The organism is Mycolicibacterium pulveris (genome assembly GCF_010725725.1).
Classification (GTDB): domain Bacteria; phylum Actinomycetota; class Actinomycetes; order Mycobacteriales; family Mycobacteriaceae; genus Mycobacterium; species Mycobacterium pulveris.
This window is the reverse complement of record NZ_AP022599.1, coordinates 341434-364813: the sequence shown is the minus strand read 5'-3', so window position 1 is coordinate 364813 and position 23380 is coordinate 341434. Positions and strand designations below refer to the sequence as shown.

Sequence of the window (23380 nt, the reverse complement as noted above, 5' to 3'; positions counted from 1 at the left end):
TGGCGCGTGATCTCTAAAGTTCTTGTGGCCAATCGCGGCGAGATCGCGATCCGGGCGTTCCGGGCCGCCTACGAGCTGGGGATCGCCACTGTCGCGGTGTATCCGTACGAGGACCGCAACTCGCTGCATCGGCTCAAGGCCGACGAGTCGTATCAGATCGGTGAGACCGGGCATCCGGTGCGGGCCTACCTGTCGGTCGACGAAATCGTCCGTGTCGCACGGGGTGCCGGCGCCGACGCGGTCTATCCGGGGTACGGGTTCTTGTCGGAGAACCCGGAGCTGGCCGCGGCGTGCGCGGCGGCGGGTATCACGTTCATCGGTCCGAGCGCCGAGGTGCTGGAGCTGACCGGCAACAAATCGCGTGCGATCGCGGCGGCCCGGGACGCGGGGCTGCCGGTGCTGGACTCCTCGGCGCCGTCGGCCTCGGCGCAGGAGCTGATCGCCGCGGCGGAGACGATGCAGTTCCCGCTGTTCGTCAAGGCGGTGTCGGGCGGCGGGGGACGGGGCATGCGCTACGTCGCCGATGCCGACGCGCTGGCCGAGGCGATCGAGGCGGCCTCCCGCGAGGCCGAGTCGGCGTTCGGCGATCCGACGCTGTATCTGGAACAGGCCGTGGTGAACCCGCGCCACATCGAGGTGCAGATCCTGGCCGACACCCACGGCAACGTCATGCACCTGTTCGAGCGCGACTGCAGCGTGCAGCGGCGCCACCAGAAAGTCATCGAGCTGGCCCCGGCGCCCAACCTGTCGGAGGATCTGCGCGCCCGCATGTGTGCCGACGCGGTCGCCTTCGCCCGCCACATCGACTACAGCTACGCCGGTACCGTCGAGTTCCTGCTCGACGAACGCGGCCACTACGTGTTCATCGAATGCAACCCGCGCATCCAGGTCGAGCACACCGTGACCGAGGAGATCACCGACGTCGACCTGGTGGGCTCCCAACTGCGCATCGCCGACGGCCAGACGCTGGAATCCCTTGGCCTGAACCAGGACACGCTGCGAGTGCGGGGCGCGGCGATGCAATGCCGGATCACCACCGAGGATCCCGCCAACGGCTTCCGCCCCGACACCGGGCGCATCACCGCGTACCGCTCGCCCGGCGGGGCGGGCATCCGGCTGGACGGCGGATCGCACCTGGGCGCGGAGATCAGCGCCCATTTCGATTCGATGCTGGTGAAGTTGACCTGCCGGGGCCGGGACCTGCCCGCCGCCGTCGCCAGGGCGCGACGGGCGTTGGCGGAGTTCCGGATTCGCGGGGTATCGACGAACATCCCGTTCCTGATGGCGGTGGTCAACGACCCCGACTTCCGCGCCGGGCGCGTCAACACGTCGTTCATCGACGAACGCCCGTATCTGCTGACCGCGCAGACCCCGGCCGACCGCGGCACCAAGATCCTCAACTACCTGGCCGACGTCACGGTCAACCAACCGCACGGCGCGCGCAGCGCGTCGGTCTATCCGCGGGACAAGCTGCCCCAGATCGATCTGAGCGAGCAGCCGCCGAACGGGTCCAAGCAGCTGCTGAACGAGCTGGGCCCGCAAGGCTTTGCGTGGTGGCTGCGCGACTCGAAGCCGCTGCGCGTCACCGACACCACGTTCCGCGACGCGCACCAGTCCCTGCTGGCGACGCGGGTGCGCAGCACCGGACTGTTGGAGGTGGCGCCCTATGTCGCGCGGATGTGCCCGCAGCTGTTGTCGGTGGAATGCTGGGGCGGCGCGACTTACGATGTGGCGCTTCGGTTCTTGAAAGAAGACCCGTGGGAGCGGCTGGCGGCATTGCGTGAGGCGATCCCCAACATCTGCCTGCAGATGCTGCTGCGGGGCCGCAACACCGTCGGCTACACGCCGTATCCGGAGTCGGTCACCTACGCGTTCGTGGCCGAGGCGACCGCCACCGGCATCGACATCTACCGCATCTTCGATGCTCTCAACAACGTCGAGTCGATGCGCCCGGCCATCGACGCGGTCCGTGAGACCGGCACGGCGGTCGCCGAGGTCGCGATGAGCTACACCGGGGATCTGGCCGACCCCGGCGAAAACCTCTACACCCTGGACTACTACCTCAAGCTGGCCGAGCAGATCGTGGAGGCCGGCGCGCACGTCCTGGCGATCAAGGACATGGCCGGGCTGCTGCGCCCGCACGCCGCGCACACCCTGATCACCGCGCTGCGCAGCCGATTCGACCTGCCCGTGCACGTGCACACCCACGACACGCCCGGCGGGCAGCTGGCGACGTATCTGGCCGCCTGGCAGGCCGGCGCCAACGCGGTCGACGGCGCGGCGGCCCCGCTGGCGGGCACCACCAGCCAGCCGGCGCTGAGCTCGATCGTCGCGGCGACCGCGCACACCGCACACGACACCGGCTTGTCGCTGTCGGCGGTGTGCGACCTGGAACCGTACTGGGAGGCGCTGCGAAAGGTCTACGCGCCATTCGATGTTGCGGCGTCTGGTCCGCCTTCCCCGACCGGCCGGGTGTATCGCCACGAGATCCCGGGCGGTCAGCTGTCCAACCTGCGTCAGCAGGCGATCGCGCTGGGTTTCGGTGACCGGTTCGAACAGATCGAGGCCAATTACGCTGCGGCCGACCGGATTCTGGGCCGGCTGGTGAAAGTGACCCCGTCGTCGAAGGTGGTCGGTGACCTCGCGCTCGCGCTGCTGGGCGCGGGCATCAGCGCCGAGGAGTTCGCCTCGGACCCGTCCCGGTTGGACATCCCCGATTCGGTGATCGGTTTCTTCCGTGGCGAACTCGGCGATCCGCCGGGCGGGTGGCCCGAGCCGCTGCGCAGCAAGGTGCTCGCGGACCGGCCGTCGGCCAAGCCTGCGCAGCAGCTCAGCGCCGAGGACGAGGCGGCGCTGACCCAATCCGGCCCGCGCAGGCAAGCGACCCTGAACCGGTTGCTTTTCCCCGGTCCGACAGAGGAATTCGAGGCGCACCGCGAACTCTACGGGGACACCTCCAGCCTGTCGGCCAACCAGTTCTTCTACGGGCTGCGCTCCGGCGAGGAGCACCGCGTCAAGCTCGAGCGTGGCGTGGAACTGCTGATCGGGCTCGAGGCCGTCTCCGACCCCGACGAACGCGGCATGCGCACGGTGATGTGCATCATCAACGGCCAGCTACGCCCGGTCGTGGTGCGCGACCGCAGCATCGCCAGCGACGTCCCGGCCGCCGAGAAAGCCGACCGCGACAACCCCGATCACGTCGCGGCGCCGTTCGCCGGGGTGGTCACCGTCAACGTCGCCGCCGACGACCAGGTGAAAGCAGGCCAGACCATCGCCACGATAGAAGCGATGAAGATGGAAGCCGCGATCACCGCGCCCAAAACCGGCAAGGTCAGCAGGGTCGCGGTGTCGGCGACCGCCCAGGTCGAGGGCGGTGACCTGCTGGTGGTGGTCAGCTGACCCGCATCATCGCCGGCACGCTGGGTGGACGCCGAATCACGGTGCCGCGCACCGGAACTCGACCGACCACCGACCGGGTGCGCGAGGCGCTGTTCAACGTGCTGACCGCGCGGGTCGACCTCGCCGGCGCATCGGTGCTCGATCTCTACGCCGGCTCGGGCGCACTGGGGCTCGAGGCGCTGTCGCGCGGCGCGGCGACGGTGTTGTTCGTGGAGTCCGATGCCCGCTCGGTCGCCGTCATCGCCGAGAACATCGCCACCCTCGGCGTGACGGGGGCGACGGTGCGGCGCGGCCCGGTGGCCGCGGTGCTGGCGTCGGGCCCGCAGCACCCGGTGGACCTGGTGCTGGCCGACCCGCCCTACGACGTCGACGCCGCCGAAATGCACCGCGTGCTGCGCGCGTTGAGCCGGCACGGGTGGACCGCACCGGGCACCGTCGTCGCCGTCGAACGCGGCGCGTCCGGGCCCGAGCTGACCTGGCCCGACGGCTGGAGGCCGTGGGAACCGCGGCGCTACGGCGACACCCGTATCGAACTGGCCGAAGTCACCGCGGGTGCGGCTCCGGAACCCGCCTGAACAGCCCTGCTAGCGTCATCACCCATGAGCGGCGTGGTATGCCCGGGCTCCTTCGACCCGGTGACCCTCGGCCATGTCGACGTCTTCGAACGTGCGGCCGCCCAGTTCGACGAGGTCATCATCGCGGTGCTGGTGAACCCGAACAAGAAGGGCATGTTCGACCTCGACGAGCGGATCGCGATGCTCGAGGAGTCGACCGCACACCTGCCCAACGTGCGCGCCGAGGCGGGGGAGGGCCTGGTGGTCGACTTCGTCAGAAAGCACGGGTACACCGCGATCGTCAAGGGTCTGCGCACCGGCACCGACTTCGAATACGAGCTGCAGATGGCGCAGATGAACAAACACATCGCCGGGGTGGACACGTTCTTCGTGGCCACCGCACCGCGGTATTCGTTCGTGTCGTCGTCGCTGGCCAAGGAGGTGGCGTCGCTGGGCGGCGACGTCAGCGAACTGCTGCCCGAGCCGGTCAACCGGCGGCTGCAGGCAAAGCTCAAGGGTTGATCTCCGCGCCCGTGGGGTAACCGCAAGGTGGCGCACAGCCCCTTCGCGCCCCATCAATTCATTGAGTACGGAGTTATTGCCATGGTGCAGACGTTTGTCCAGTCGACCGACGATGTCGTGAAGTTCCTAACCGATCAGCACAACCTGATCAAAGACCTGTTCGAAGAGGTGCTCAGCGCATCTGATGACAAAGCCCGCGAGAACGCGTTCGTCGAACTGCGCCAACTGCTCGCGGTGCACGAGACCGCCGAGGAGATGGTGGTGCACCCGCGGGCCCGCCACGAAATCGCCGACGGCGACGCGATCGTCGACGCCCGCCTGCAAGAGGAGCACGAGGCCAAAGAACAGCTGTCGGCGCTGGAGAAGATGGACATCGGCGGCAAGGAGTTCCTCGACGCGCTGACGCGGTTCCGCGACGATGTCCTGCACCACGCCGAGCAGGAAGAGCAGCAGGAGTTCAACAAACTGGCGCGCGAGCTCGACGCCGAGGCCAAGGAGCGGATGGTCAAGGCCGTGCAGGCCGCCCAGAGCATCGCGCCCACCCGGCCGCACGCTGGGGTGGAGTCGGCCACCGCCAACTTCGCCGTCGGCCCGTTCGCCTCGATGCTCGACCGGGCGCGCGACGTCATCTCCGCCGTGCTCCGGTAGCCGTCAGCCGTCGAGTGTGGGGTTGTTCGACGCTTTATCGAGGTGAGCGTGCATCAACCCGACATTCGGCGCGTCCCTGACGAGGAGGCGCTCTGCGGGTCGCTGACGCCGGCTGTTGTTGACATAATGTCGGAACTGGCAATTCAGACCGGAGTTGCAGCCTGGGGAAGCGGCGGCACAGCAAGACGCCCGAACGCGACACACCGGCGTCGGTAGCTGAGTCACAGGCGTAACACCAGGCACACTAGTAACTGACAACTACGCCTGGAGGGTGTTGCCGTGTACCGAGTTTTTGAAGCGCTCGACGAGCTGAGCGCGATTGTCGAAGAAGCCCGCGGTGTGCCGATGACGGCCGGATGCGTGGTTCCCCGCGGCGATGTCCTCGAGTTGCTCGACGACATCAAGGACGCGATCCCCGGCGAACTCGACGACGCCCAGGATGTCCTGGACGCGCGTGACGGGTTGCTGCGCGAGGCCAAGGAGCAGTCCGACTCGATGGTTGCCACGGCCTCCGCCGAGGCCGACTCCATGATCAACCACTCCCGCGCGGAGGCCGACCGGCTGCTCGCCGATGCCAAGGCCCAGGCCGACCGGATGGTCGCCGAGGCTCGTCAGCACAGCGAGCGCATGGTCACCGAGGCCCGCGAAGAGGCCAACCGCATCACGGCCACCGCCAAGCGCGAGTACGAGGCCAGCACCGGCCGCGCCAAGACCGAGGCCGACCGCCTGATCGAGAACGGCAACCTCGCCTACGAGAAGGCCGTGCAGGAAGGCATCAAGGAGCAGCAGCGGCTGGTGTCGCAGACCGAGATCGTGCAGACCGCCACGGCCGAGGCCACCCGCCTCATCGACTCGGCGCACGCCGAGGCCGACCGGCTGCGTGGCGAGTGCGACATCTACGTCGACAGCAAGCTCGCCGAGTTCGAGGACTTCCTCAACGGCACCCTGCGCTCGGTGGGCCGAGGGCGCCACCAGCTGCGCACCGCTGCAGGCACCCACGACTACGCAGCGCGATAGCGGCCGGTAGGCGTCGCCGTAGGATTGAACTATGGCGACGCATGCGAATGCGGCGGCGCACCCACAGTCGCGAACCCCGCTTGTCATCGACATCTCCCGACTCGGCCGGCGGCCCGGCTCCATGCTGACGCTGTGCGAGACCGTGGTCGGGCCCACCCGCATCGGGCTCGAACTGGTCGCGATCGACGAAGGTGCACCGCTGGAACTGGACCTTCGGATCGAATCCGTCTCCGAGGGGGTGCTGGTCACCGGCAGGGTGTCGGCCCCGACCTCGGGGGAATGCGCGCGCTGTCTGACCGCCATCACCGGCAGCGTGGAGATCGAACTGACCGAGCTGTTCGCCTACCCGGACAGCGCCACCGACGAGACCACCGAAGCCGACGAGGTCGCGCGGGTGGGCGTTGCCGGCGGCGCCGACACCATCGACCTGGAGCAGCCGATCATCGACGCGGTCGGGTTGGCGCTGCCGTTCGCGCCGCTGTGCGGCCCCGAGTGCCAGGGTCTGTGCCCGCGGTGCGGGGTGGCGTTGGCGTCCGCCGAACCGGGGCATCACCACGAGGAGATCGACCCGCGGTGGGCCAAGCTGGCCGGGCTCTTCGACGAGGAAGCCCGTGACTGACCGGGAGCAGCTGCTGGAGGCGCTGGGCGTGAAGCTGCCCGACGACCTGCTCACGATGGCGTTGACGCACCGCAGTTACTCATACGAACACGGCGGGCTGCCCACCAACGAACGGCTGGAGTTTCTCGGCGACGCCGTGCTCGGGCTGACCATCACCGAAGAGCTCTACCACCGACACCCCGACCGCTCCGAGGGCGATCTGGCCAAGCTGCGCGCCAGCATCGTCAACACCCAGGCGCTGGCCGACGTCGGCCGCAAGCTCTCCGACCGCGGGTTGGGCAGCTACCTGCTGCTGGGTAAGGGCGAGGAGAACTCCGGGGGCGCGAACAAGGCCAGTATTCTGGCCGACGGCGTCGAATCCCTGCTCGGCGCAATCTATGTCGAGCACGGCATCGAGACCGCGCGCGAGGTCATCCTGCGGTTGTTCGGCGAATTGCTCGACACCGCCCCGACTTTGGGCGCCGGCCTGGACTGGAAGAGCAGCCTGCAGGAGCTGACCGCGGAGCGGGGTATGGGGGCGCCGGCGTATGCGGTGACGTCGACGGGCCCCGACCACGACAAGGAATTCACCGCAACGGTGATCGTCGCCGAGACCGAGTACGGAAAGGGCGTCGGCCGCACGAAAAAGGAGGCCGAACTCAAAGCGGCTGCGGCGGCGTGGAATGCGTTGACCGCCGCATCCGATGTAGATGCCTGAGCTTCCCGAGGTCGAGGTTGTCCGGCGCGGACTGGCAGCGCACGTCGTCGACAAGACCGTCACCGCGGTGCGTGTCCATCACCCCCGCGCGGTGCGTCGGCACGAGGCAGGCCCGACCGACCTCACGGCGCGGCTACTCGGCTCGCGCGTCGTCGGCACCGGCCGTCGCGGCAAGTACATGTGGCTGACACTGGACGACGGGTCGGCCCTGGTGGTGCATCTGGGCATGAGCGGGCAGATGCTGCTGGGGGCGGTGCCCAACGAACGGCACCTGCGCATCGCGGCGCTCCTCGACGACGGCACGGCGCTGAGCTTCGTCGACCAGCGCACGTTCGGCGGGTGGTTGCTCACCGAGATGGTCACCGTCGACGGCAGCGACGTTCCGCTTCCCGTCGCGCATCTGGCCCGTGACCCGCTGGACCCGATGTTCGACCGCGATGCTGTCGTTACGGTGTTGCGGCGCAAGCATTCCGAGATCAAGCGTCAGCTTCTGGATCAGACGGTGGTGTCGGGCATCGGCAACATCTACGCCGACGAGGCGTTGTGGCGGGCGCGTGTGCACGGCGCACGTTTGGCGTCAGCGTTGACCCGCCGTCAGCTCGGCGAGGTGCTCGACGCGGCCGCCGAGGTGATGGCCGAAGCGCTGGATCAGGGCGGCACGTCGTTTGATGCGTTGTATGTCAACGTCAACGGGGAGTCCGGCTACTTCGACCGCTCGCTGGACGCCTACGGGCGCGCGGGGGAGCCGTGCCGGCGCTGCGGCGCGGTGATGCGGCGGGAGAAGTTCATGAACCGGTCGTCGTTCTACTGTCCGAAATGCCAGCCGCGGCCGCGGGTGCGACGCGCCTAGCTCGCTGCGCCGAGATTGACGAAATGGTGGATTCCACTCGCACTTTTCCGCCCAAATGTCCCTTTGGGCGAAGATGGCAGGCATGACCGAACTGTGGGTGGAGCGCACCGGCGTGCGCCGATACGTTGGCCGCAGCTCCCGCGGCGCCCAGGTGCTCGTCGGCAACGAGGACGTCGACGGCGTCTTCACCCCCGGCGAGCTGCTCAAGATCGCGCTGGCGGCCTGCAGCGGCATGGCCAGCGACGCGCCGCTGCGCCGCCGCCTGGGCGACGACTATCAGACGACGATCCGGGTGTCGGGCCCGGCCGACCGCGACCAGGAGCGCTATCCGCTGCTCGAAGAACGCATGGAGCTGGACCTGTCGGGGCTCTCAGAGGACGAGAAGGCGCGGGTGGTCACGGTCGTCGAGCGCGCCATCGACCAGGTCTGCACGGTCGGTCGGACGCTGAAATCCGGGACCAAAGTGACGTTTGAGGTTCATGATGCAGGAGTTAGCTGAGGCACGCCTGACGGCTTGGGTGCACGGGCACGTTCAGGGCGTCGGGTTCCGCTGGTGGACCCGGGCCCGCGCCCTAGAACTCGGGCTGACCGGTTACGCGGCCAACAAGCCCGACGGCCGCGTCCAGGTGGTCGCCCAGGGCCCGCGGGAGGCCTGCGAAAAACTTCTTGAGCTGCTGCAGAGCGGAAAGACGCCCGGTCGGGTGGACAAAGTGGTCGCCGACTGGTCAGAAGTTCGCGACTCGCTAGAAGGCTTCACCGAGCGGTAGCCCCGGCGGCGGTAGGGTTTCACGTCGTGCACCTCAAGAGTCTGACGCTCAAGGGCTTCAAGTCCTTTGCTTCGCCCACGACTCTGCGATTCGAACCGGGCATCACCTGCGTCGTCGGTCCGAACGGGTCCGGCAAGTCCAACGTGGTCGACGCGCTCACCTGGGTGATGGGCGAACAGGGCGCCAAGACGCTGCGTGGCGGAAAGATGGAGGACGTCATCTTCGCGGGCACGTCCTCGCGGCCACCGCTGGGCCGTGCCGAGGTGACCGTGACGATCGACAACTCCGACAACTCGCTGCCGATCGAGTACTCCGAGGTCTCGATTACCCGGCGGATGTTCCGCGACGGCGGAAGTGAATACGAGATCAACGGCAGCAGCTGCCGCCTGATGGATGTGCAGGAGCTGCTGTCGGATTCGGGCATCGGCCGCGAGATGCACGTCATTGTCGGGCAGGGCAAGCTCGCCGAGATCCTCGAATCGCGCCCGGAGGACCGCCGCGCCTTCATCGAGGAGGCCGCCGGGGTGCTCAAGCACCGCAAGCGCAAGGAGAAGGCGGTCCGCAAGCTCGACGCGATGTCGGCCAACCTGGCCCGGCTGACCGACCTGACCACCGAACTGCGCAGGCAACTCAAACCGCTGGGCAGGCAGGCCGAGATGGCCCGCCGCGCCCAGACCATCCAGGCCGATCTGCGCGATGCCCGGCTGCGGCTGGCCGCCGACGATCTGGTCACCCGCCGCGCCGAGTTCGAGAACACCAGCGAGGCCGAGACCACGCTGCGCCGCGAGCACGACGAGCTGACCGCGCTGTCGGAGGCCAAGAGCGTCGAGCTGGCCGCCCACGAGTCGGCGGTCAACAGCCTGTCCGAGCGCGCCGAAGCCGCCCAGCAGACCTGGTTTTCGTTGTCGGCGCTGGCCGAACGGGTGAGCGCCACGGTGCGCATCGCAAGCGAGCGCGCGCAGCATCTCGACATCGAGCCCGAAGCGTCCACCGGCCCCGACCCCGATGAGCTGGAGGCGCAGGCCGAGCAGGTCGCCGCGGAGGAACGCCGGCTGCTCGAGGAACTCGAGGAGTCACGGGCCACGCTGGAGGCGGCCCGCAACGAACTCGCCGAGCGTGAACGGATCGCCGCCGAGGCCGAACGGGCGCACATGGCCGCCGCGCGCGCCGAGGCCGACCGCCGCGAGGGCGTGGCCCGGCTGGCCGGCCAGGTCGACACCATGCGCACCCGCGTCGAGTCGATCGACGAGACCGTCGCGCGGCTCACCGCCAGCATCGAGGAGGCCGCGGCACGCGCCCAGCAGACGCAGGCCGAGTTCGAAACAGTGCAAGCCCGCGTCGGCGAGCTCGACGCCGGCGAGGTGGGGCTGGACGAACACCACGACCGCACCGTGACCGCGCTGCGGCTGGCCGATGAACGGGTCACCGAACTGCAGGCCGCCGAACGCGGCGCCGAGCGGCAGGTGGCGTCGTTGCGGGCGCGTATCGAAGCGCTCTCGGTGGGATTGGAGCGCAAGGACGGAGCGGCGTGGCTGTGGAAAAACCGCAGTGATGCAGGTCTTTTCGGGTCTGTCGCCAACCTGCTGAAGGTGCGTGACGGCTACGAGGCGGCGGTGGCCGCGGTGCTCGGGGCCGCAGCCGACGCCGTCGCCGCCGAAAACGTCGGTGCCGCCCGCGCCGCCGTCGCCGCCCTCAAGGAATCCGACGCCGGCCGCGCGGCGATCGTGCTCAGCGACTGGCACGTACACGCCCCGCCGCAGACCGGGCCGCTGCCCTCCGGCGCGCGGTGGGCGCTCGACCTTGTCGAGGTGCCGACCCGGCTGCAGGGCGCGATCACCGCGATGCTGGGCGATGTCGCCGTGGTGCCCGATCTGACCGCCGCGCTCAATCTGGTCCGCTCCCGCCCGCAGCTGCGTGCGGTGACCGCCGACGGCGATCTCGTCGGCGCCGGGTGGGTCAGCGGCGGCTCCGATCGCAAGCCCAGCACGCTCGAGATCGCCTCGGAGGTGGACAAGGCCCGCGCCGAACTGGCCGAGGCCGAGAACCAGGCGGGTGAGCTGTCCGCGGCGCTCGCAGGTGCGCTGGCCGAACAGGCCGCCCGCCGCGACGCCGCCGAGCAGGCGTTGGCTGCGCTCAACGAATCCGATGCCGCGATCTCGGCGATCTACGAGCAGCTGGGCCGGCTGGGCCAGGACGCCCGCACGGCCGACGACGAGTGGCAGCGGCTGATCAAGCAGCGCGACGAGCTGGAGGCCAACCGGTCGCGCACCGTCGAGGAACTCGCCGAGCTCGAGCAACGGCTGCACAACGCACGGCAGGAGCCGACGTTCGAGGCGGAGCCGGTCAACCGCCAGGAGACGATGGCGGCCGCCGAAGCCGCGCGGGCCGTCGAGGTCGAGGCGCGGTTGGCGGTACGCACGGCCGAAGAGCGAGCCAACGCCGTTCGGGGCAAAGCCGATTCGCTGCGACGAGCGGCCGCCGCGGAGCGCGAGGCGCGGGTGCGTGCGCAGCGGGCCCGGGAAGCGCGGGCACATGCCGCCAAGGTCGCGGCGGCGGTCGCGGAGTCGGCACGACTTGTCGCACAACGGCTGAGCTCCGTGGTCGCGGTGGCGTCGCGGGCGCGCGACGCGGTCGCCGAGGAACGCCAGCACCGGTCGGCCGCGTTGGCCAAGACCCGCGACGAGGTCAACGAGCTCACCGCGAAGATCAACGCCCTGACCGACGCGCTGCACCGCGACGAGGTCGCCAAAGCCCAAGCGGCACTGCGCATCGAGCAGCTCGAAGAGCAGATCCTCGAACAGTTCGGCATGGCCAGCGCAGACCTCATCGCCGAATACGGGCCCGACGTCCCGTTGCCGCCGTCGGAGCTGGAGATGGCCGAGTACGAGCAGGCCCGCGAACGGGGCGAGCAGGTCGTCGCGCCCGCGCCGATGCCGTTCGACCGGCCCACCCAGGAGCGGCGGGCGAAGAAGGCCGAACGCGAACTCAAGGAGTTGGGCCGGGTGAACCCGTTGGCGCTGGAGGAGTTCGCGGCGCTGGAGGAGCGCTACAACTTCCTGTCCACCCAACTCGAGGACGTCAAGGCGGCGCGCAAGGACCTGCTCGATGTCATCGACGACGTCGACAACCGCATCCTGCAGGTCTTCACCGAGGCCTACACCGACGTGGAACGCGAGTTCCAGCAGGTGTTTTCGACGCTGTTTCCCGGGGGTGAGGGCAGGCTGCTGCTCACCGACCCCGACGACATGCTGACCACCGGCATCGAGGTCGAGGCCCGCCCGCCGGGCAAGAAGATCAAACGGCTGTCGCTGTTGTCCGGCGGTGAGAAGTCGCTGACCGCGGTGGCGATGCTGGTCGCGATTTTCCGGGCCCGGCCGTCGCCGTTCTATGTGATGGACGAGGTCGAGGCCGCGCTCGACGACGTGAACCTGCGCCGGCTGCTCGGGCTGTTCGAGCAGTTGCGGTCGCAGTCGCAGCTCATCGTCATCACCCACCAGAAGCCGACGATGGAGGTCGCCGACGCGCTGTACGGCGTCACGATGCGCGACGACGGCATCACCCAGGTGATCAGCCAGCGGATGCGCGGACAGGAGTTGGTCGCCGCCACCAATTAGCGGTTTGGGCGTACTTCGTCACGCTCAGTGTGACCAACCACGCCGAAATCACCACAATTGATGCTGCGACAATGGTGGCGTGACAGAGGGTCTGTGGATCGCGATCGCGGTCGTCGTCGTCCTGCTGGTGGCCGCCGCGCTCGTCGTCGGATTGGTGCGCTACCGGCGGCGACGCGTCAGGCTGTCGGCTCCCGAGACCGCCACCCCCCTCGACCGCGCCGGCGGCTACACCACGACATCGGGCATCACGTTCTCGAAGTCGGCCCCCGCCGAACCGGTCGAGCGGATCGACACCACCGGGCTGCCCGGCGTCGGCGACGACGCCACCATCCCGCGCGACGCGCCGAGGCGGTCGATCGCCGATGTGCAGCTGCCCGAGGCCCCGGTCGAGCCCGTGCCGCCCGCCGAACCCGCCGAGCCCGCCACCCCGGTCGTGGAGGAGATCGCCCCGCCGGAAGGCAGGCTGGAGCGGCTGCGCGGACGGCTGGCCAAGTCACAGAACACGCTCGGCCGCAGCATGCTCGGCCTGCTCGGCGGCGGCGACCTCGACGAGGACTCCTGGGAGGCGATCGAGGACACGCTGCTGATCGCCGACCTCGGTCCCGTCGTCACCGAAGCGATCGTCACCGCACTGCGTTCGCGGATGGCCGCCGCCCGCGTGCGCACCGAAGCCGACGCCCGCGCGGTGCTGCGCGAGGTGCTCATCGAGCAACTGCAACCCGACCTGGACCGCTCGATCAAGGCGCTGCCACACGCCGACAAGCCCTCGGTGCTGCTGGTCGTCGGGGTGAACGGCACCGGAAAGACCACGACGGTCGGCAAGCTCGCGCGCGTGCTGGTGGCCGACGGCCGCCGCGTCGTGCTCGGCGCGGCGGACACCTTCCGCGCCGCCGCGGCCGATCAGCTTCAGACCTGGGCGTCGCGGGTCGGTGCGCAGGTGGTCCGCGGCCCCGAAGGCGCCGATCCCGCGTCGGTGGCGTTCGACGCCGTCGACGTGGGCATCGAGTCCGGCGCCGACGTCGTGGTCATCGACACCGCGGGACGACTGCACACCAAGACCGGTCTGATGGACGAGCTCGGCAAGGTCAAACGGGTGGTGAGCCGCCGCACCCAGGTCGACGAGGTGCTGCTGGTGCTCGACGCCACCATCGGCCAGAACGGGCTGCCGCAGGCACGGGTGTTCGCCGAAGTCGTCGACATCACCGGGTTGGTGCTGACCAAGCTCGACGGCACCGCCAAGGGCGGGATCGTCTTCCGCGTCCAGCAGGAACTCGGTGTTCCGGTCAAGCTCGTCGGACTCGGAGAGGGCCCCGACGATCTCGCGCCGTTCGAGCCCGCCGCCTTCGTCGACGCGCTGCTGGGCTGAGCCGCCGCACCCGCGCCGGTGCGCCGAAGCGCCGGCGCGGCCGGCGAAACATGAGCGTAACGATGTCCGCGGACGCGTTCACATCGACGAAACGCACACGCATCACCGGTGAAACGCCGGGCACAGAGTCTCTTCGGGAGGCCCGATCTCTATCGGCCCACGTCCCAAGGAGGTTCACACAAAGTGCTTCTAGCCTTACCAGACGACGCGTTCGCGCCTTTCGGCCCCGGAGGCTTGAGTTCCGGAGATACCGCATGGGTGCTCACCGCTGCTGCGCTGGTGTTGTTCATGACACCGGGCCTGGCGTTCTTCTACGGCGGCCTGTCCCGCCAGAAGTCCGTTCTCAACATGATGATGATGTCGTTCGGTTCCATCGGCGTCGTCAGCGTCATCTATGTGTTGTGGGGCTACTCGATGTCGTTCGCCTCGGCGCACACCGGTCAATCCGACATCCTGGGCATTTTCGACAACCCGTTCGCGCTGTTCGGGCTGAGCCCCCTCCTGGAGACCAAAGAGGTCGGCGCCGACACGCTCTTCGTGCTCGGCGGGTTCGGCACGGTGCCCGCGATCGTTTGGGCCGGCTTCCAGCTCACCTTCGCCGTGATCACCGTCGCCCTGATCAGCGGCGCGATGGCCGAACGCATGAAGTTCGCGACCTGGCTGGTGTTCGGCGCGATCTGGGTGACGGTGGTGTACTTCCCCCTGTCACACATGGTTTGGGGCGGCGGCCTGTTGTCGGGTGCCGAAAACAGCATTGCGTCATGGATATTCGGCTACGACGCGGAAGCCGGGGTGGCCTCCGTGGCGCCCATCGACTTCGCGGGCGGCACCGTCGTGCACATCAACGCCGGTATGGCCGCCCTGGTGTTGGCCGTCCTGGTGGGCCGACGAAACGGTTTCGGCAAGATGGCGTACCGGCCCCACAACATCCCGTTCGTGATGCTCGGCGCGGCGATCCTGTGGTTCGGGTGGTTTGGCTTCAACGTGGGATCCGAGGGCGCGGCCGACATGGTCGCCGGCCAGGTGTGGGTCAACACCACCGCTGCGACGGCGGCGGCGATGCTGGGCTGGCTGGTGGTCGAACGCATCCGCGACGGTAAACCGACCAGCGTGGGTGCGGCATCGGGCATCGTCGCGGGCCTGGTCGCGATCACCCCGGCCTGCGGTGCACTGTCGCCGATCGGATCGCTGATCCTCGGCTCGATCGCCGGTGCACTCTCGTCGCTGGCCGTCAGCATGAAGTACAAGTTCGGTTACGACGACTCGCTCGACGTCGTCGGCGTTCACCTCGTCGCCGGCCTCTGGGGCACCATCGGCATCGGCTTGCTGGCCACCGAAACGGGCCTGTTCTACGGCGGCGGTATCAAACAACTGGTGGTGCAGGCTGTTATCGCACTGGCCGCCGTGGTGTTCACTGGGATCATGACGGCGATCATCGCGTTCATCGTCAAGCCCATGGGCTGGCGGGTGAGCCTCGAGAACGAGGAAACTGGTATCGATGAGACCGAACACGCTGAAACGGCTTACGAGCTCGCCTGAGCGGCGACAATTTCATCGGAAGGGAACAACTACATGAAGCTGATTACGGCGATCGTCAAGCCGTTCACGCTCGAAGACGTCAAGACGGGGCTCGAACAGACGGGGATTCTCGGAATGACCGTCAGCGAGGTCCAGGGCTATGGGCGCCAGAAAGGTCACACCGAGGTGTACCGCGGCGCGGAGTACTCCGTCGATTTCGTACCGAAGGTGCGGGTGGAGGTCGTGGTCGAGGACTCGGCGGTGGACAAGGTGGTCGATGTCATCGTGCAGGCCGCCCGCACCGGAAAGATCGGCGACGGCAAGGTGTGGGTCAGCCCCGTGGACACCGTGGTGCGGGTACGCACCGGGGAACGGGGGGCCGACGCCCTTTGAGCCGCATCTGAACTCGAGAGGTCGTCGTCCGGCCGTCCACCGTGAGCATCGATTCGGTAAAGGCCGGGAGAGGACACCGATGACAGAGCAGTCACCCGATCCCGCCTCCGGTGCCCCGCGATGGGCCGCGCCGGAGGCGGGATCTGCTCGTCCGGCCACCGATCTCGCCGCCGCGAGCGAACAGCTGCTGTCGGGCTCGACCCGCCAACTGGACTCGGCAGCGCTGCGCGACGCGTTGCTGGAGCTGCACGAATTCTGGTTCACTACAAAAGCTAACGAGATCGGCATCACCGCAGACAGCGGCTTCGCGATCGTCGCGACAGGCGGGTTGGGGCGAGGCGAGCTGGTGCCCTACTCCGATCTGGACCTGACGCTGCTGCATGACGATCTGCCCGCCGACATCGTCGGCAAGGTCGCTGAGCTGCTGTGGTACCCGTTGTGGGACGCCAACATTCGCATCGACCACAGCGTGCGCACGGTTCCCGAGGCGCTGCGGGTCGCAGGCACGGACATCTCGGCCGGTCTGGCGATGTTGGAAGCGCGCCATATTGCAGGCAACACCGATCTGTCGTCGGCGCTGATCAGCGGAGCCCGTCGCCAGTGGCGTACCGCAATCGCCTCGCGGTTCGATGAACTCGTCGAGCACAGCAAAGCGCGATGGCAGCGCAGCGGTGAGATCGCGCACCGCGCCGAACCGGATCTCAAATGCGGTCGCGGCGGCCTTCGCGACGTGCAACTGCTCAACGCGCTGGCCATCGCGCAACTGGCCGACGTCTACCCCAGCCGATCGTCGGCGTCGCCGAGCACGACGCTGGGTGAGGCGCATCTGGCGTTGCTCAACGTTCGCACCGAACTACACCGCGCGGCCGGACGCGGCCGGCAGGTGCTGCTGGCCCAGCATGCCGACGAGATCGGCGCCGCACTGCAGATCGGCGACCGATTCGACTTGGCGCGCATGCTTTCCGATGCCGCACGCACCATCAGCTTCTACGTCGACGCCGGGGTGCGCACCGCGGCCAACGCGTTGCCGCGCCGCGGCCTCGCGGCATTTCGCAGGCCGATGCGCCGTCCCCTCGACGAAGGGGTCGTCGAGTTCGCCGGCGAGGTGATCCTGGCCCGCGACGCCCGCCCGCAGCGCGACCCCGGCCTGGTGCTGCGGGTCGCGGCCGCGTCGGCCACCACCGGTCTGCCGATGGCGGCCGCCACGCTGGGCCGGTTGGCCGAGACCGCGCCGGAGTTGCGTGCGCCGTGGCCCCGTCAGGCCCTCAAAGACCTGCTGGTGATGTTGGCGGCCGGCCCGGCCACCGTGAGCACCATCGAGGCGCTGGACCGAACCGGCTTGTGGGGCAGGCTGTTTCCCGAGTGGGGCGCGGTGCGCGACCTACCGCCGCGCGACATCGTGCACATCTGGACGGTCGACCGCCATCTCGTCGAGACGGTGGCCCGTGCGAGCGAGTTGACCACCAGGGTGTCTCGTCCCGACCTTCTGGTCCTCGGTGCGCTGTGTCACGACATCGGCAAGGGCCGCGGCGGCGACCACAGCGTCATCGGCGCCGAGTTGGCCGTGCAGATCGGCACCCGGCTGGGCCTGTGGCCCTCCGACGTCGAAACACTGTCGAAGATGGTGCGCTACCACCTGTTGCTCGCGCACACGGCGACGCGGCGCGATCTGCAGGATCCCAAGGTGATCGCCTCGGTGGTCGACGCGCTCGACGGCGACTCCGTGCTGTTGGAGCTGCTATACGTGCTTGCCGAGGCGGACTCCCAGGCCACCGGCCCCGGGGTGTGGGGCGACTGGAAGGCCTCGCTGATCGGCGACCTGGTGCGGCGCTGCCGGTTGGTGATGGCCGGCCAGCCGCTGCCGCAGCCCGATCCCATTGATCCGCATCATCTTTCGCTTGCCGCCGACAGCAGGGTGCATGTCGAACTGGTGCCGGGGGACAGCCCCCACATCTACCACGTCACGATGATCGCCCCGGACCGGCGCGGCCTGTTGTCCAAGGCGGCCGGGGTGTTGGCGCTGAACTCGCTGCGGGTGCATTCAGCGTCGGTCAACGGCCTCTCGGGGTCGGCGATCAACACCTTCGTGGTCTCGCCGCACTTCGGATCGCCGCCGACGGCGGAGTTGCTGCGCCAGCAGTTCGTGCTCGCGCTCGACGGTGATCTGGACGTGTTGACGTCGCTGGACCGCCGCGAGAGCGAGGCCGCGCAACACGGCACCGCCAGGGCCGGGCAGACGCCGGCGGGGGTGCCGATCAACCATGTCGTCGCGCCACCGCGGATCCTGTGGTCCGACGGAGCAGCACCGGGCCAGCAGGTGGTCCAGATCCGCAGCGTCGACCGCGCCGGCCTGCTGGCAAGGCTGACCGCGGTGTTCGAACGCGAAGGTGTCGACATCGCGTGGGCCAAGGTCACCACGCTGGGGTCGTCGGTGATCGACGTCTTCGGCATCACCGGCGGCGCCGCCACCCGCGCCGACATCGAGCGTGACCTGTTCGCGGTGTTGCCCGCCCCGCCCGCCCCGCCGGCCAAGCAGGCCGCCGACGCCGGTTAGCCGGGGGCCGGCCCGCCGACGTCGGGGTGGAGATAGGCCGGGCCCGGCAGCTGCAGGCGGCGCATCGCCAGCCCGGTCAGCGCCTCGAAAATCGCCCGCCGCGCGTTCATCGTCGTGGTGTAACCGGGATCGAGGTGGGGTGCCACTTCGACGACTTCCATTCCGACGACCGGGGTTTCGTGGCAGATCCGCCGAATGGCCGGTAGCAGTTCGCGATTGGTCAGACCGGGCGGCTCGGGGGTTCCCGTTCCGGGGGCGAACGCGGGGTCCAGCACGTCGATGTCCAGCGACAGGTACAGATACTCCGGTCCATCCAACGCCTCGCTGATGGCCTGCTCGAGCACGGTGTGAAAGCCGCGCCGGTCGATTTCGGCCATGAAGTGCGTGCGCAACCCATTCTCGCGCATCCATTCGAACAACGCGTCGTCGGGCGCCACCGCGCTACGCAAACCGATCTGGATGAAGTTGCGTCCCGGGATGTGCTCGTCGTCGATGAGTCGACGGATCGGTGTTCCGTGCGAGGCCAGGTGGCCGACGAGGTCGTTGGCGCAGTCGGGGTGAGCATCGAAGTGGACGACGCCGACCTTGCCCGGCCCGTACACGTCGGCCAGCGCCGCGGCGTTCGGCCACAGGATCGAGTGGTCGCCACCGAGCACGATCGGCACGGCGCCCACCTCGGCGATCTCGCGCACCATCGCGCGGATCGGCTCCATCGAGTTCTCGATGCTCAACGGGTCGACGGGCGCGTCGCCGTAGTCGACGACCGTGAGCACCTCGAACGGGTGCACCCGGGTGCTGTCGCTGACGAGCATCTCCGGCGAGTGGGCCAGCACCCGTTCGTCGGCGCGGATCCCGCGCGGCCCGAACGCGGCGCCGCGATGGCCCAGCGACATGTCCACGGGCGCGCCGAGGACGGCCACATCGACGGCTCCGGCGCGCAGATCGTCCTGGTTGAGGCACAACGGCAGACCGAACAGGGTGGCGATGCCCGCGTAGGCGGGGGTGAACTGGTAGCGCTGGAGGTTGATCGGCCCCGGTTCGCGACGCGCGTCGCGCGAACGGTCGACGGGTGCCCTCCAGGCCTCTCCCGACAGATCCATGACATTTCTCCCATGCAGGTGCCGGTGGGTCCAGCAGAACCTACGCGACAACGGGCCGCGGTGTCTCGCATTCACCGCCGCCGGCGAGGCGGGCTCCGAGGGGGTGCGTCGAAGCCAAGTAGTCTTGGCCTCGTGTTTGAATCCTTGTCCGACCGGTTGACCGGCGCCCTGACGGGGCTGCGCGGCAAGGGCCGGCTGACCGAAGCCGACATCGACGCGACGGCCCGCGAGATCCGGCTGGCGCTGCTGGAAGCCGACGTGTCGCTGCCCGTCGTGCGCGACTTCGTGGGCCGTATCAAGGAGCGCGCCAAGGGCGCGGAGGTCTCGGCCGCCCTCAACCCCGCCCAGCAGGTCGTCAAAATCGTCAACGAGGAGCTCATCGCGATCCTCGGCGGCGAGACCCGCCAGCTGGCGTTCGCCAAGACCCCGCCCACCGTGATCATGCTCGCCGGCCTGCAGGGCTCGGGTAAGACGACGCTGGCCGGCAAGCTCGCCAAATGGCTCAGCGACCAGGGGCACACGCCGCTGTTGGTGGCGTGTGACCTGCAGCGTCCCGGCGCCGTCAACCAGCTGCAGATTGTCGGCGAACGAGCGGGCGTGCAGGTGTTCGCGCCGCATCCCGGCGTGGGACCCGACGGCGAGGCGGACGCCGCGCCCGGCGATCCGGTCGCCGTGGCCGCCGCCGGCGTGGAAGAAGCCGAGGCCAAGCACTTTGACGTCGTCATCGTCGACACCGCGGGCCGGTTGGGCGTCGACGACGAGCTGATGAGCCAGGCCGCGGCGATCCGCGACGCCATCGACCCCGACGAAGTGATCTTCGTCCTCGACGCGATGATCGGCCAGGACGCCGTCACCACGGCCGAGGCGTTCCGGGAGGGCGTCGGTTTCACCGGCGTGGTGCTGACCAAGCTCGACGGCGACGCCCGCGGCGGCGCGGCGCTCTCGGTGCGCGAGATCACCGGCGTCCCGATCCTGTTCGCGTCGGCAGGCGAGAAGCTCGAGGACTTCGACGTCTTCCACCCCGACCGGATGGCCAGCCGCATCCTCGGGATGGGCGACGTGCTCACGCTGATCGAGCAGGCCGAGCAGGTCTTCGACGCGCAGAAGGCCGAAGAGGCCGCCCAGAAGATCGGCAGCGGCGAGCTGACGCTGGAGGACTTCCTCGAGCAGATGCTGGCCATCCGCAAGATGGGCCCGATCGGCAACCTGCTGGGCATGCTGCCCGGCGCCGGCCAGATGAAGGACGCGCTCGCGGCCGTCGACGACAAGCAGCTGGACCGGCTGCAGGCCATCATTCGCGGCATGACCCCCGAGGAGCGCGCCGACCCGAAGATCATCAACGGGTCGCGTCGGCTGCGCATCGCCAAGGGGTCCGGGGTGACCGTCGGCGAGGTCAACCAGCTCGTCGAGCGGTTCTTCGAGGCCCGCAAGATGATGTCGCAGATGGCCGGTCAGATGGGTATGCCGTTCGGCCGCAAGAGTTCTCGCAAAGGCAAGAAGGGCAAGAAGGGCAAGAAGGGCGGCAGGGGGCCGACGCCGCCGAAGGTGCGCAATCCGCTCGGCGCGGGGATGCCCGGGCTGCCTGCGGACTTCCCGGATCTGTCGAGCATGCCCAAGGGTCTCGACGAGCTGCCGCCCGGGCTGGCCGACATCGACCTGTCGAAGCTGAAGTTCCCGAAGAATTGACCCGCCTGCATGTGCGCGGGCGCGGGTTGCCCGACGGAGAACCGGTCGAGTGGTGGATCGTCGATGAGCTGCTGAGCGCCGAGCCCGTCGCCGACGCCACCACGGTGTTCGGGGCCGATGGGTCTGACGGCTGGATCCTGCCCGGCCTGGTCGACGCGCACTGCCACGTCGGGCTCGGTGACCACGGCGCGCTGGACAACCTCGACGACTGCATCGCGCAGGCCGCACTCGAACGCGACGTCGGCGCGCTGCTGTTGCGCGACTGCGGTTCGCCCGTCGACACCCGCGCTCTGGCCGAGCACGACGATCTGCCGGAGATCATCCGTGCGGGTCGCCATCTGGCGCGGCCCAAGCGATATCAGCGGGGGTTCGCGATCGAACTCGACGACGAGTCCGCACTGCCCGAGGCGGTGGCGCAGGAAGCCAGGTTCGGTGACGGCTGGGTCAAGCTGGTCGGCGACTGGATCGACCGCGACGTCGGCGACCTGGCGCCGCTGTGGTCCGACGAGGTGCTCAAGGCCTCCATCGACGCCGCCCACACCAACGGCGCCCGCGTCACCGCGCACGTGTTCAGCGAGGACGCGCTGCCCGGGCTGATCAAGGCCGGCATCGACTGCATCGAACACGGCACCGGGTTGACCGACGACACCATCGAGTTGATGGTCGAACACGGAACCGCGCTGGTGCCCACGCTGATCAACGTCGAGAACTTCCCCGGCATCGCCGAGGCGGCCGCCAAATACCCCGCCTATGCGCGGCACATGCGCGACCTCTACGAGCGGTGCCCGCAGCGGATCGCCGCCGCCCGCGAGGCGGGCGTGCCGATCTACGCGGGCACCGATGCGGGCAGCATGGTCGCCCACGGCCGCATCGCCGACGAGATCGACGCGCTCAAGGGCATCGGGATGAGCCCGACGCAGGCACTGGGTGCGGCGTGCTGGGACGCCCGCGAATGGCTGGGCCGACCGGGCCTGCAGCACGGCGCCCCCGCGGATCTGGTGTGCTTCCGCGAGGATCCGCGCACCGGCGCGGCCGTCGTCAACAACCCCGATCTGGTGATCCTGCGCGGCCAGGTGTTCGGCTAGCGCGAGCAGACACCAAAACCCCTCCTTTCGCAGCATTTTGGGGGTGTATGCGTCTGCTCGCCGGGGGAAGACGCTCACCGGGGCTGGCTGAAGCCCCAGTCCAACAGCTGGATCGCCTGCCCGTAGAGGTCACCGCTGCCGTACAGCTGCGCCACCACCAGCCGGCGTCCATTGCGTTCTGCCGCACCGACATACGTCTTGCGGGCTAGGTTCGTGTAGCCGGTCTTGCCGACCAGGGTGCCGGGGTAGCGCTTGAGCAGTTCGTTCTGGTTGACGATGGTCTTGGGCCCGTTGTCGGTGGGGAACAGCGACGACGGTTGGCGCACGATCGCGGCGAACGCCGGATACCGCAGCGCCGCGCGGTAGATGATGGCCAGGTCGTTGGCGGTGGTGACCGATTCCATGCCGGGGCCGTCCAACCCCGACGGCGACGACGCGCGGGTGCTTCGCGCGCCGAGCGCCGCCGCTTTGGTGTTCATCCTGGCGACCGCGACCCGGTAGCCGCCGAGCCCGTCGGCCAACGTGTTGGCGGCATCGTTGCCCGACACCAGCATCAGGCCGTCGAGCAGTTGGCGCACGGTGTAGGCTCGGCCGGCCTTGACCCCGGCACACGAACATTCCACGTCGGCCGCGGCCTGGCTGGCGCGGATGACCGCGTTGAGCGGAAGGTGGTCCAGCACCACCATCGCCAACAGCGCCTTGATGGTGCTGGCGGGCGGGTGCGGTTCATATGGGTTGCGGGAAGCCAGGATTCGCCCGCTGTCGAGGTCGGCGAGCAGCCACGCCTGCGCGGGGCCGTCAGGCAGGGTGACGGCGCCAGACGGTCCGACGCCGGGTTGGGCCGGCGCCGGGGCCGCGACACCAACCGCTGCCGACAGCGCAATGGCCAACGCGGCCAGCAGCTTTCGCATGGCCGCCGAGCGTATTCATCGCGGTCGCCAACGCGATCTCGACTGTGTTGCGATTCGGCAACTTTCGTGCCCGCGGCGGA

19 protein-coding genes are annotated in these 23380 nt (G+C 69.0%); 17 read left to right on the top strand and 2 right to left on the bottom strand.

The window, feature by feature from the left end:
• Positions 1 to 6 precede the first annotated feature (6 nt).
• The 15 genes from G6N28_RS02020 (at position 7) to G6N28_RS01950 (ending at position 18518) form a co-directional block, all read left to right on the top strand.
• Complete coding sequence (locus G6N28_RS02020) at positions 7 to 3399, top strand: pyruvate carboxylase (protein ID WP_163896802.1); 3393 nt, start codon at positions 7 to 9, stop codon at positions 3397 to 3399.
• Complete coding sequence (rsmD, locus tag G6N28_RS02015) at positions 3396 to 3974, top strand: 16S rRNA (guanine(966)-N(2))-methyltransferase RsmD (RefSeq protein WP_163905740.1); 579 nt, start codon at positions 3396 to 3398, stop codon at positions 3972 to 3974. Before G6N28_RS02020 ends, rsmD begins: the two co-directional genes overlap by 4 nt.
• Positions 3975 to 3998: 24 nt before the next feature.
• Positions 3999 to 4475 carry a pantetheine-phosphate adenylyltransferase gene (gene coaD, locus G6N28_RS02010; RefSeq protein ID WP_163896801.1) on the top strand — a complete coding sequence of 159 codons (477 nt, stop codon included), beginning with the start codon at positions 3999 to 4001 and terminating at the stop codon, positions 4473 to 4475.
• Positions 4476 to 4556: 81 nt separating this feature from the next.
• On the top strand, positions 4557 to 5123 hold the full coding sequence (locus tag G6N28_RS02005; RefSeq protein WP_163896800.1) for a hemerythrin domain-containing protein: 567 nt from the start codon (positions 4557 to 4559) through the stop codon (positions 5121 to 5123).
• Positions 5124 to 5402: 279 nt separating this feature from the next.
• Positions 5403 to 6140, top strand: coding sequence for a cell division protein SepIVA (gene sepIVA / locus G6N28_RS02000; RefSeq protein WP_163896799.1), 738 nt, complete (start codon positions 5403 to 5405; stop codon positions 6138 to 6140).
• Positions 6141 to 6171: 31 nt separating this feature from the next.
• Positions 6172 to 6759, top strand: a complete 588-nt coding sequence (locus tag G6N28_RS01995; RefSeq protein ID WP_163896798.1) for a YceD family protein — start codon at positions 6172 to 6174, stop codon at positions 6757 to 6759.
• Positions 6752 to 7456, top strand: a complete 705-nt coding sequence (gene rnc, locus G6N28_RS01990) for a ribonuclease III (RefSeq protein WP_163896797.1) — start codon at positions 6752 to 6754, stop codon at positions 7454 to 7456. Before G6N28_RS01995 ends, rnc begins: the two co-directional genes overlap by 8 nt.
• Positions 7449 to 8306 carry a DNA-formamidopyrimidine glycosylase gene (gene mutM, locus G6N28_RS01985; protein WP_163896796.1) on the top strand — a complete coding sequence of 286 codons (858 nt, stop codon included), beginning with the start codon at positions 7449 to 7451 and terminating at the stop codon, positions 8304 to 8306. The genes rnc and mutM overlap by 8 nt, the downstream gene beginning before the upstream one ends.
• Positions 8307 to 8388: 82 nt before the next feature.
• Positions 8389 to 8805 carry an OsmC family protein gene (locus G6N28_RS01980; RefSeq protein ID WP_163896795.1) on the top strand — a complete coding sequence of 139 codons (417 nt, stop codon included), beginning with the start codon at positions 8389 to 8391 and terminating at the stop codon, positions 8803 to 8805.
• Positions 8789 to 9073 carry an acylphosphatase gene (locus G6N28_RS01975; RefSeq protein WP_163896794.1) on the top strand — a complete coding sequence of 95 codons (285 nt, stop codon included), beginning with the start codon at positions 8789 to 8791 and terminating at the stop codon, positions 9071 to 9073. The genes G6N28_RS01980 and G6N28_RS01975 overlap by 17 nt, the downstream gene beginning before the upstream one ends.
• A 26-nt stretch (positions 9074 to 9099) precedes the next feature.
• Positions 9100 to 12687: a chromosome segregation protein SMC gene (smc, locus tag G6N28_RS01970; RefSeq protein ID WP_163896793.1), complete on the top strand. Its 3588-nt coding sequence runs from the start codon at positions 9100 to 9102 to the stop codon at positions 12685 to 12687.
• 79 nt (positions 12688 to 12766) lie between these two features.
• Positions 12767 to 14053 carry a signal recognition particle-docking protein FtsY gene (ftsY, locus tag G6N28_RS01965; RefSeq protein WP_163896792.1) on the top strand — a complete coding sequence of 429 codons (1287 nt, stop codon included), beginning with the start codon at positions 12767 to 12769 and terminating at the stop codon, positions 14051 to 14053.
• Between the two features lie 183 nt (positions 14054 to 14236).
• Complete coding sequence (locus tag G6N28_RS01960; RefSeq protein ID WP_163896791.1) at positions 14237 to 15592, top strand: ammonium transporter; 1356 nt, start codon at positions 14237 to 14239, stop codon at positions 15590 to 15592.
• A gap of 33 nt (positions 15593 to 15625) precedes the next feature.
• Positions 15626 to 15964 (top strand): P-II family nitrogen regulator, encoded by a 339-nt coding sequence (locus G6N28_RS01955; RefSeq protein ID WP_018600748.1) that lies wholly within the window; start codon positions 15626 to 15628, stop codon positions 15962 to 15964.
• A gap of 79 nt (positions 15965 to 16043) precedes the next feature.
• Positions 16044 to 18518 carry a [protein-PII] uridylyltransferase gene (locus G6N28_RS01950; protein ID WP_163896790.1) on the top strand — a complete coding sequence of 825 codons (2475 nt, stop codon included), beginning with the start codon at positions 16044 to 16046 and terminating at the stop codon, positions 18516 to 18518.
• Here the strand turns inward: G6N28_RS01950 and G6N28_RS01945 are convergent.
• Positions 18515 to 19618, bottom strand: a complete 1104-nt coding sequence (locus tag G6N28_RS01945) for an agmatinase family protein (RefSeq protein WP_163896789.1) — start codon at positions 19616 to 19618, stop codon at positions 18515 to 18517. The genes G6N28_RS01950 and G6N28_RS01945 overlap by 4 nt on opposite strands.
• A gap of 132 nt (positions 19619 to 19750) precedes the next feature.
• Between G6N28_RS01945 and ffh the strand changes: the two genes are divergently transcribed.
• Positions 19751 to 21304 carry a signal recognition particle protein gene (gene ffh / locus G6N28_RS01940; RefSeq protein WP_163896788.1) on the top strand — a complete coding sequence of 518 codons (1554 nt, stop codon included), beginning with the start codon at positions 19751 to 19753 and terminating at the stop codon, positions 21302 to 21304.
• Complete coding sequence (locus G6N28_RS01935; protein ID WP_163896787.1) at positions 21301 to 22389, top strand: metal-dependent hydrolase family protein; 1089 nt, start codon at positions 21301 to 21303, stop codon at positions 22387 to 22389. Before ffh ends, G6N28_RS01935 begins: the two co-directional genes overlap by 4 nt.
• A 74-nt stretch (positions 22390 to 22463) precedes the next feature.
• Here the strand turns inward: G6N28_RS01935 and G6N28_RS01930 are convergent, their stop codons facing one another.
• Positions 22464 to 23300 (bottom strand): D-alanyl-D-alanine carboxypeptidase family protein, encoded by an 837-nt coding sequence (locus G6N28_RS01930; RefSeq protein WP_163896786.1) that lies wholly within the window; start codon positions 23298 to 23300, stop codon positions 22464 to 22466.
• Positions 23301 to 23380: the final 80 nt, after the last annotated feature.